Origin of the sequence: Nostoc sp. XA010, from assembly GCF_020829625.1 — a bacterium.
Lineage (GTDB): Bacteria > Cyanobacteriota > Cyanobacteriia > Cyanobacteriales > Nostocaceae > Nostoc.
The window spans coordinates 279,848-290,372 of record NZ_JAIVFX010000008.1 but is presented as its reverse complement, the minus strand read 5'-3'; the positions used below and the strand labels follow the sequence as shown (position 1 = coordinate 290,372).

The following is a 10,525-nucleotide window of genomic DNA, read 5'->3' as shown; positions in this document are numbered from 1 at the left end:
GAGTTGCTGGACAAGTTAGGTTCGAGTAATTTGGATGAGCAGGAAGCAGTATTTAAAAAAACATTACCGATTTTCAAGAATTATAAAACTGTAGTTTTAGGAGATCGAGAATTTTGTTCAATAAAGCTAGCTAACTGGCTCACAGAGCAGAAAGTATACTTTTGTTTACGTATAAAAAGAGATGCTTTTATAGAAATAGAACCAGAGATTTGGCTGCAATTAAAAGATTCAGGTTTATCGCCTGGAGTTTCGTTCTTTTATCAAGGTATTAAGTATACAAAATCTACAGGATTTATCAGCTTTAACCTTGCTGCTAAATGGAAACGTAAACGTTTTGGAGTTGCTCCAGAGGAGGGCTGGTTTATTTTAACCAATTTAGATGATTTAGACTCGGCGATTATTGCTTATAAACAGCGTTTTGATATTGAAGAGATGTTTAGAGATTTTAAAAGCGGTGGTTATAACTTAGAAGATACTAATGTATCAGGTGAACGGCTAATTTCCCTAATATTATTAATCTCGCTTGCCTATACTGCTGCAACTATATCTGGTCAAAAAGTTAAACGTATGGGTGTTCAAAAATATGTCGGTCGAATTAAAGAGCTGGGACGGACAGTTCGCCGTCATAGTAGTTTTTATATTGGATTATATGGAGCTAACTGGGTCAATTTTATGGAAAACTCTTATGAATTAGTCGCTGAGTTATTGACACTAAATCCTAATAAGTGCAAGTACTACCAGCTCTTTGAGAGGGCTATGAGGCTTATTCTATCTGCATCCTAGCCCTTTTTGTAGCCCCGCAAGCGCGCTGACTGACATCCCCTCATAGTTCAAGTCCACTAAACGTGGACTGAAATTTTCGGTTTCATCAAAGATAGCTATGTACATCGCTTAAAATTTTGTATTTAGTCCTCTTAAGAAGACTTTAGCTATTAGCCTTGGAATTTATTCCAAGGCGGGATGGCAACGAGGCAGAAGATTTATAAGTATGTTGGTAATTCCAAGGGGCCAAATCCTTTGTTAAAGGTAAACAAACTTCCACCACAGTATACTCGTGTATTTTTAGATATGCGTTGACGTAACGCACCAAAGGTATCGCTTCATGCCTTTAATTACTATGAGCAAAGCTGATAATAATGTCTTATAATACACAACCTTAAGAAGAATAATCTGTTAGTAATATCAAATATGCTTAATAACGAACTATCTTTTGGTATTCAATTAGCAGACAAAGAGTTAGTAATGAGCAAATTTATTCAGTCTCTAATCTGACTGTGATGAAATGTTTTAGTGAGAGAATCAGGACTTATGCAAAGCTACTCGGTTGACAAAATTCAATTTTTGTGCCATTATTAATAACAAGTTTATCGCAACTTTGAGATCATTTTTATTAGCGCTTCGTTGTTCTTGAAAGTTAAGTTTCCCGGTTAGCCCTATTGTATTTTACGCTACGGGATTAGATGTCAAATTAGGATATAACTTAGGAAGCTTTGAAATAACACCACCATTAATTTTCACGCCACAATAGTGAGTTTGGGCGGCAAAAGCGTACAACAATTCATATAAAACCAATTTAGACCCATCGACTTTATTAAGGTAGAAAACCTAGAGGAAAAGCCCTCTTGGTAATTTGCGGATGAGTCTATATCTAATCGATTAAATATAACCAGGCTATCCCCTAGAAAACAGAATTGGAATGAAAAGATGGCAGTAAATAAAGAAAGCCGATTATTCACAAAACCCGTAGGGCGATCGCAAGTAATTTTAGCAGCTTCTCTCACCTTGGCGGCGGGATTAATAGCTTTTTATAGTGTGGTACCGTTTTGGTCTAAACCTAAAGTGACACCGCAAGCGAATCCTCCAAAAGCTGCCGCTCCTGCAAAACTTGCTGTGACAGCTTTAGGACGTTTGGAACCAGAAGGCGAAGTTACTTCTTTAACAGCTCCCGCTTCTAATAACGGGGTGCGAGTAGAAAGACTGTTGGTAAAAGAAGGCGATACAGTTAAAGCAAGGCAAGTACTGGCATATCTAGAAAATTATGGTCGTTCTAGAACCGCATTGCAACAAGCTTTAGACAAATTGCAAGTTGCCAAAGCTAAACTAGCGCAGGTTAAATCTGGAGCTAAAACCGGAGATGTGGATGCTCAAAAGGCAGCGATCGCCCGTTTAGAGCCACAATATAAAGGAGACGTTGCAACGCAAGAGGCAACAATCGCCCGCATCCAGGCGGAAGTAGACAATGCTCAAGCTGAGAACGATCGCTATCAGCAATTATATAGACAAGGTGCGATCGCGGCTTCTGTAGCAGATAGCAAAGCTTTGCAACTAAAGACTACACAACAGCAGCTAACAGAAGCCCAAGCCACTCTCAAGCGGACTCAAGACACATACCAAGAACAACGCAAACAAGCACAAGCGCAACTAACCAGTATTAGTGAAGTGCGTAGTGTAGATGTTCAGGTAGCACAAACCGAAGTCAACAGTGCAACAACTTCTGTTCAACAAGCAAAAGCCGACTTGGATTTAAGTTATATCAAATCTCCCATAAATGGCAAAATTTTGAAAATTCACGCCAAAACCGGAGAAGTAATCAGCACCAGCAGAGGATTTGCTGAAATCGGTAAGACATCTCAAATGTATGTGATTGCAGAGGTGTATCAAACCGATGTTCAAAAAGTGCGTGTAGGGCAAAAAGCCACCATTACCAGCACTGCATTTACTGGAACAATAAAAGGCACTGTAAAAGAAATTGGTTGGCAAGTTGACAAGCAAAGCATCTTCAGCCTAAACCCTGGCTCAGATACAGACCGCAGAATAATTGAGGTAAAAGTCTCCATCGATAATCCCGCAGATAGTGAAAAGGTTGCTCGTTTCACCAACTTACAGGTAGATATAGCCATTCATATTTAGTCAATTGAGCATTGGGCATGGGGCATTAGTTATTAGCCATTCACAAATGACAAATGACAAATGACAAATGACAAATAACAAATAAATCCATGAATTTCAAAATTCCTTTAGGATGGCTACAGCTAGCACAGCAAAAAGTTCGTTTACTAGTAGCTGTAGCTGGGATTGGTTTTATTGTGCTGCTAATGTTTGTGCAACTTGGTTTCCAAGATGCCCTCTATTCAAGTGCAACCGCAATGCATCAGAATCTCAAAGGAGATTTATTTTTAGTTAGTTCTCAATATAAATCTTTGACCTCAAATCAAAGTTTTTCGCGGACTCGTTTGTACCAATCTCTAGGGTTTGATGGCGTAGAGTCAGTTAGCCCCATGTATTTGCAATTTGCCAAACTGAAAAATCCGGCAACCGGTGAGAAATATTCAATATACGTTATTGGTTTCGATCCCGGTAGGCCTGTGATGAACCTCCCAGAAGTTGAGAAAAATTTAGATAAACTCAAAATTCCCGATGTCATGCTTTTTGACCGGAGTTCTCGCCCAGAGTTTGGCCCAATAGCTACAAAATTTGATGCGGGAGATACTGCACAGACAATTGAAATATTTCCCTTTAATTCATTAGTTGGCTATAGAGTTAGAATTGGTGGCTTATTCAGTTTAGGGCCTTCCTTTGGGGTAGACGGTAATTTAGTTGTCAGTGACTCAACTTTCTTAAGGATAAATCCCAATAGTCGTCCGGCAGATATGATAGATATCGGTTTGATTTCCCTCAAACCTGGTACTAATGCAGAAGCAGTACTAAAAAATTTGCAAGCAACTTTACCTAATGATGTGCAAGTTTTTACACGCCAAGGCTTCATTGATTTTGAGAAAGAATATTGGGCTGTCAGAACACCCATTGGTTTTATTCTTAACTTAATGTTGACAATGGCTGCGGTTGTTGGTGTGGTTATTGTTTATCAAATTCTTTACAGCAATATTGCTACGCAGTTCGTTGCTTACGCCACTTTAAAAGCTATAGGTTATGCCAATAAATATTTATTAAATGTGGTATTTCAGCAAGCTTTAATTTTGGCAATTTTAGGTTATATTCCAGGGTTTCTTAGTTCTATCTTGGTATATAGTTTTGCAGCAGAAGCAACTAAATTACCAATATTGATGACCATTAATAATGCACTCCTTGTCTTAATTTCAACAGTTTTGATGTGCATAGCATCAGGAGCGCTTGCTATCAACAAACTCCGCTCCGCAGATCCTGGAGATATTTTCTAGCTATTCTTAACAGCAAAATAATCAAGTTATTTTGCGTTGATATAGCCTCATAAGTAAGCATTGGTGCAGACTCTCCACAGAAAAATTGATCTTTATATCCATTTTAGATATTAGGTTAAAAGCCTTTACCGAATCGCAATTTCGGTATAAGTTTGAAACTTTTTATCTAATAAATCAAATTCACTTATTTAACAATAAGCCCAAATTTATGAATCTCAAAAACAAAACCCTGCTAATCACTGGGATTGATGAACTTGTCGGTTTGCGTACAGCCGAGTTAGCTATAGCGCAAGGAATGAATGTTCGTGGACTGCAAAGTTCTACAGAACAGAACAAACAATTACAGAATTTAGGTGTTGAAGTAATTATTGGTAGTATCACCGATTCTGCTATTGCTCAAAAAGCTTGCCAGGGAGTAGATATCGTTTTACATACAGAGCAAATTGCCGAAGAAGCTGGCGCAATTAACCATTTTCGTGATGTGAATGTTGGCGGTACTGTCAACATAGCTAAAGCGGCTAAACAGGCTGGTGTCAAAACATTTGTGCATCTATCCAGCGTGATGGTTTACGGTTTCAACTATCCTAATGGTATTACAGAATCCGGGCCACTTTCGGGCGAAAGTAATCCATACTGTCAAACGAAAATAGAAGCTGAAAAAGCACTTTTAGAACTCAATAATTCTCCAGATTTTGGCATCATCATTATTCGAGCCGGAGATGTTTATGGCCCAGGAAGTATTCCCTGGATAGTCAGACCAATTCTGATGATGCGTCAAAAATTATTTGCCTATGCCAACGAGGGTAAAGGAGTAATCAATCATGTATATATAGATAACTTGATTGATGGTATCTTTCTTGCGATAGAAAAAGAAACCTATGGTGAAATATTTAATATCACCGACGGACAAGAAACTTCGTGGAAAGAGTATTTTATGCGTTTAGCAGCAATCGAAGGTTTATCAGCACCGCTTTCATTACCCAAAGATGAAATCAAGTTGTTTTTAAAACTACGCGTTCAAGGACAAAAACTTTTTCGCAAAAAAGTTGATATTTTACCAGAGTCTATAGATTTTATGACTCGTCCTTATGCTTGTTCGATTGCCAAAGCAGAAAGCCTGTTAAATTATAAACCAACAATTGACCTAGAATCAGGAATGCGGCGAACACATGAATGGCTGCAAAAAACAGATATTCAAAGCTTGATGAAATAGTCTTTTGGGAGTGGGGAATAGGGAGAATAGAAGAATTAGAATAGTAGGTTGGGTTGCGCGACTGTGAAACCCAAGAAAGCCTTGATAATTGATGTTGGGTTATCCTGCGGTATCTTGCTACGTTTCTCAACCCAACCTACTAAATTCTGACTTCTGGATTATTAGATTGCATCTGCCTAACAATTATCTGCAATTAAGCATCAAATAATCCACAGGTTTTCAGAATACTTCTTTTATATGACTAGCCATCAGCCACGATTGAGCATCGGTTTACCTGTATATAATGGTGAAAAATTTCTCAAAGAAGCCATTGATTCACTCTTGGCTCAGACTTTTGAAGATTTTGAGCTAATTATTTCAGATAATGCATCTACAGATAAAACTGAAGAAATTTGTAGAGCTTATGCCGAGCAAGACCAACGTATTTGTTACTACCGCAATGACAAGAATATCGGTTGCGCCCGTAACTTTGATCGCGTTTTTAAATTGTCTTCAGGTGAGTACTTTAAGTGGGCAGCTTATGATGATCTACATGCTCCAGATTTTATCAAGAAGTGTGTTGAGGTGCTTGACCAAGATCCTAGTATAATCTTGTGTCATTCTCAGACATATTTCATTGATGAAAAGGGAAGTTTTCTCCAAAACTATGATATCAAACTCAAGGCAGATGCACTAAAACCACACGAGCGGTTTCACGAATTGCTGACCAAGCATTTATGTTATCAATGTTACGGTGTAATTCGCGCCAGTGCCCTGAGAATGACACCGCCTATGGGTGGTTATGGTAATGCAGATGGAATTTTCTTGTTAAGACTTGGTATCCTCGGTAGGTTTCATGAAATTCCTGAATACCTATTTTTTGCCAGAAGCCATCCGCAACAATCAATGAGTATGTATTTCCCTAATTATTTGTTGTTTGCTACCAACAGAAAAAAACACTCATTGAGTATGCTGCCTGATTTTTATGCCTATGCAGTGTGGTTTGATTCAGCAAAAAAAGGACAATTTTTATTGCCACATTGGCGAATATTCTGGGAGTATTTACTCTCTATATGGCGTAGTCCCTTGAGCTTGCATGAGCGACTGTGTTGTCATAGAAGTTTACATCAACAGTTAAAAGGGACAGAATATCTTCTGCTGAAAGATTTGCTAATGGTAGTGCAAAGACTGTGGAAAGATTGGCAAGCAGCATTAATAAAAAAACAGCCAGTCAGACTTTGAACGAATCACTTCATAAAAATAAGGTGTGTTTGCTAGCTTATTTTCAACCCATGTATCACTTATTATTCACTACAAAACTATGTTGAAACTATCTCAAGTTTATCATATTTTGCTTGCTACCTTAGTGAGCATCAGCTTTGCTAAAACAGCGAATGCAGAGCCAACTACAACACTAAGCGTTGTGGTAAATGGAATACATCACCAAAAAGGTGAGATTTGCTTTAGAGTTTACGCAAGTGAACAAGGATTCCCAATGAGTAATTCTAGCAGCTCTCAAAGTGGCTGCGCTAAGATTACTGGCAATTCTGTAAAAAAACAATTTTCCGGTTTGAAGCCTGGAACTTACGCTGTCGCCGTAGTTGACGATCAAAATGGCGATCGCAAACTCAATAAAGACTTTTTCGGTATTCCCAAAGAAGGTTTTGGGATTTCCAAAAATCCAACTGTGTCTATACAAACAGGTTCGCCAAAGTTTCGTGATGCCAGCTTTGTTGTAAATAAAAATACAACAGTCAACATCATCATGAAATATTCGCTGGATTCGTAAAGGAGTGGGGAAGAAGCAGGGGAGCAGGAGGCAGGGAGAGAATAAAAATTACCTCTTCCCCCTCTGCTCCCCGCTCCCTGCCCCTTGTCCTCTTCCCCATGCCCCATGCCCAATCCCTTATTCTGTCGGAGACTAAAAATTTAATGGAAGATTTGGCGATATTTCTGTCTAAGTCTTTGACGGGTTGGCTGGTTATTCAGGTGTGTTTAACGCTTGTCTTTATATGGTATCTGCGCTCATCTAAAAAAAACTTATTACCAGATGATCAGTTACCTAAAACCGCAGTGATTCTTTGTCTACGCGGCGCTGATCCGTTTTTGCCTAGATGTTTGCGATCGCTCCTAAATCAAAACTATCCACAGTATGATTTAAAATTGATCGTTGATAGTCACGATGACCCTGCTTGGAAAATTGCCAGCGAAACTATCACAGAGCAAGAAGCGACCAATGTTCAAATTAGCCCCCTGAGAATAGTACGCAACAATTGTAGTCTCAAATGCAGCTCTTTAATCCAAGCTGTCCGTGAATTGGATGATTCCTACAAAGTGGTTGCTTTAGTAGATGCTGATACTATAGTGCATGTGAATTGGCTGCGAGAATTAGTCAGTCCTTTGGAAGATGCGAAAGTAGGAGCAACAACCGGTAATCGTTGGTATGTGCCTACAGGTAAATATTGGGGATCTATAGTACGCTACGCCGGCAATGTAGCCACGGTTGTGCAAATGTTTCTCTTCCAAATTCCTTGGGGTGGGACTTTGGCTGTGAAAACAGAAGTGCTTCGCCAAACAGAACTGCTTGATAAGTGGGGACAAGCTTTAGGCGAAGATTTTATGATGCACGACATCCTGAAAAAACAAGGGTTGAAGGTAAAGTTTGTGCCTTCGCTGCTGATAGTAAATCGTGAAGAGACTAATTTATTCAACTTAATAGACTATCTCAAGCGCCTCCTACTTTATTCTCGACTATATCACCCACGTTGGTTAGCTTTAATTAGTGAAGCTGTTTCTAGCATTTTGTTTCCTACTGCACTGATCATTTTAGTTCTTGAGTCGTTGTTAGAGGCAAAATGGGAAGCTGCGACTCTCTTGTTAGGCTGCTATACTATCTATACTGTCGGGTTACTCTTGATAATGCTGGTGTTGGAATTAGAGATACAGCGAGTGGTTCGCTCTAATGACCAGGCGATCGCAAAATTATCAGCTGCTACAATCATCAAAATGTTGATTGCAATTCCCTTGACACAGTGGGTTTATGGGTTAGCAATGCTATCATCCCTGTGGGTTTCAACAGTTAGTTGGCGTGGTGTTTCCTATCGGGTTCAAGGGCCTTGGAACGTCCGGCTAATCGAATATCGTCCTTATCAATGGTTGGATCAGCCTATTGATAGTAAGGTTTCTCTTTGAATTAAATCGCTAAATATGAACTAGGGCATGAAAGTTATTACACTAAACATTCCCTAGTATTCAAATTATATTATCTTATATTTAGTAGAACTATATTACCTATAACCCTTGTTGAAATACACGTTTTTACTTGTTAATTGCCAAAATCTATTTGCATTAATGGCAAGGGTTTAGACAAATATATGAAGGGGAATTTGACTTAGTATTCTGGAGATTTTGATAGTTTCTAATCCAGTTTTTAAACATCCTCTTCAAATCGAAAACTTCAGTTAGTTGAAAATGCGTAAATCCTTAGCCTAACTGTATTAGTGGGAATTTCTGAGCCAAATAATCAGGATGCTCATGAAGCATTTCCTGCGTAAGTTCTAAATTAAAAACCAGCCTTTTCGTGAAATATTCCTTTTTTTATGACTAAGAAACCACTTCGGATTGCACTGTTTACAGGATTGTACGCTCCTTTCTTAACTGGAGTTTCCGTGGCAGTCCACCAACGGGTTCGTTGGTTGCTAGAGCAGGGACATGAGGTTTTTCTTATCCATCCGCAAATCAACGATCGCTATCCCAAAAATGTAGGCGATCGCCCCATGCCAGGTTTAAATGAAATTCAGTCTTTCCCCAACTTCTCTGCTTACGCATTCCCCACACAACCTCTGCTATTTTACAAGTCTCTTCCTCAACCGTTGAGCTATCGGCATTGGAGCGATACCAAGTTGCTGAAGAAATTTCAGCCCGATATTATCATAGTTGAAGAAGCCGCACAAATGAGAGGTTTATACTCATTTTTCTTGCAAGGTTATGGTCGCCCAATCGGTACTAAATACGCAAGACAAACAGGCACGCCAACAATATCACTCTTTCATACAGATATTGTTGCATATATCAAATATTACTTTGGCGATAAATTCTTTAACTTTGTTCGTCCCATCATTCCCGCTTTAGTTAAGCAATTTAGTGAGTCTTATGACTACAATTACTTTTCTTCTAAAGAACAACTCACTAAATACGAAGAACTGAAATGCCAACGCGCGGAATACGTTCCTTATCAAGGCATCGATTGCGAAAAATTTCACCCGCGAAATATTTGTTATAACCCAATTCCTAACGACAATCGACCAACTCTCTTGTTTGTCGGCCGCATCACCCCCGAAAAGAATGTTAACCAACTACTTGATATATTTCCGCTTATCGCTGCTAAAATCCCTGATGTCCATCTGGTAATTATTGGTAGTGGCCCACTAGATGAGGAAATTCGTCAGCGTGCCCAAAAATTTGGATCGGGTATTACTGTATGGGGCGAGTCTCACGGTACAGAACTTTTAGGTTGGTTTGCCAGAGCAGATGTCTTTGTCAATCCCTCCATTACGGAAAACTTTTGCACTACAAATAACGAAGCGCTAGCCTCTGGAACCCCTCTGGTTGCAGTTATTGCACCCTCAACCTCAGAACAGGTATCTCCTGGTCATAATGGCTTTCTTGCCCAACCCAACAACCCCGCAGACTTCGCCCAAAGGGTGATTACGATTTTAGAAAATCCCGATTTGAAAGCAGATATGACTCGGAACGCTCGCCCTTCCATACTTGACTTTGATTGGTCAGCATGTATGCAAAAATTTGAAGAGAAACTTTACCAAATCGTTGAAGGATCGCAGAAGGTGAGGGTAGCTAGAGGCAGTATAAGACGATAACGTTGAAGAATGCAGGGAGACGTTCATCGAACTCAGGCTAATTAGTGATCGCTTCAGTTTGACAAAGCCTGTTAGTTCAAGGGTGCGATCGTAGACTCACACTGGCTCCCCTTAATCCCCTCCTCGCTTGCGGGGTGGGGAGACAAAGCATAGCTTTGGCGGGGTAGGGTTCTTCGGATTTAATAAGCAATCAAGCCAACATGATATAAGTCCTGCCCACCTAAAACTCAAACAAAGCCTGCTTATGCAGGCTTTGTTTAGATAACCCAGACTAAATC

Annotated in this window: 8 protein-coding genes; all 8 read left to right on the top strand. The window is 39.5% G+C overall.

The annotated features are described in order from the left end of the window. A partial coding sequence (locus LC608_RS15275; protein ID WP_229554333.1) for an IS4 family transposase occupies positions 1 to 783 on the top strand: 783 nt, incomplete at its 5' end. Positions 784 to 1,704: 921 nt separating this feature from the next. Then, positions 1,705 to 2,910: an ABC exporter membrane fusion protein gene (locus LC608_RS15270; protein WP_229554332.1), complete on the top strand. Its 1,206-nt coding sequence runs from the start codon at positions 1,705 to 1,707 to the stop codon at positions 2,908 to 2,910. 89 nt (positions 2,911 to 2,999) lie between these two features. Beyond that, a complete protein-coding gene (devC, locus tag LC608_RS15265) occupies positions 3,000 to 4,178 on the top strand; it encodes an ABC transporter permease DevC (protein ID WP_229554331.1) in 1,179 nt (392 codons plus the stop codon). A gap of 208 nt (positions 4,179 to 4,386) precedes the next feature. Further along, positions 4,387 to 5,391: an NAD(P)-dependent oxidoreductase gene (locus tag LC608_RS15260; RefSeq protein ID WP_229554330.1), complete on the top strand. Its 1,005-nt coding sequence runs from the start codon at positions 4,387 to 4,389 to the stop codon at positions 5,389 to 5,391. Positions 5,392 to 5,628: 237 nt separating this feature from the next. Continuing rightward, the gene (locus LC608_RS15255; protein ID WP_229554329.1) at positions 5,629 to 6,612 is read left to right on the top strand and encodes a glycosyltransferase family 2 protein; all 984 of its coding nucleotides are present in this window, start codon (positions 5,629 to 5,631) and stop codon (positions 6,610 to 6,612) included. Positions 6,613 to 6,691: 79 nt separating this feature from the next. Next, the gene (locus LC608_RS15250; protein ID WP_229554328.1) at positions 6,692 to 7,159 is read left to right on the top strand and encodes a DUF2141 domain-containing protein; all 468 of its coding nucleotides are present in this window, start codon (positions 6,692 to 6,694) and stop codon (positions 7,157 to 7,159) included. 143 nt (positions 7,160 to 7,302) lie between these two features. Beyond that, the gene (locus LC608_RS15245) at positions 7,303 to 8,562 is read left to right on the top strand and encodes a glycosyltransferase family 2 protein (protein ID WP_229554327.1); all 1,260 of its coding nucleotides are present in this window, start codon (positions 7,303 to 7,305) and stop codon (positions 8,560 to 8,562) included. A gap of 407 nt (positions 8,563 to 8,969) precedes the next feature. After that, complete coding sequence (locus LC608_RS15240) at positions 8,970 to 10,247, top strand: glycosyltransferase (protein ID WP_229554326.1); 1,278 nt, start codon at positions 8,970 to 8,972, stop codon at positions 10,245 to 10,247. Positions 10,248 to 10,525: the final 278 nt, after the last annotated feature.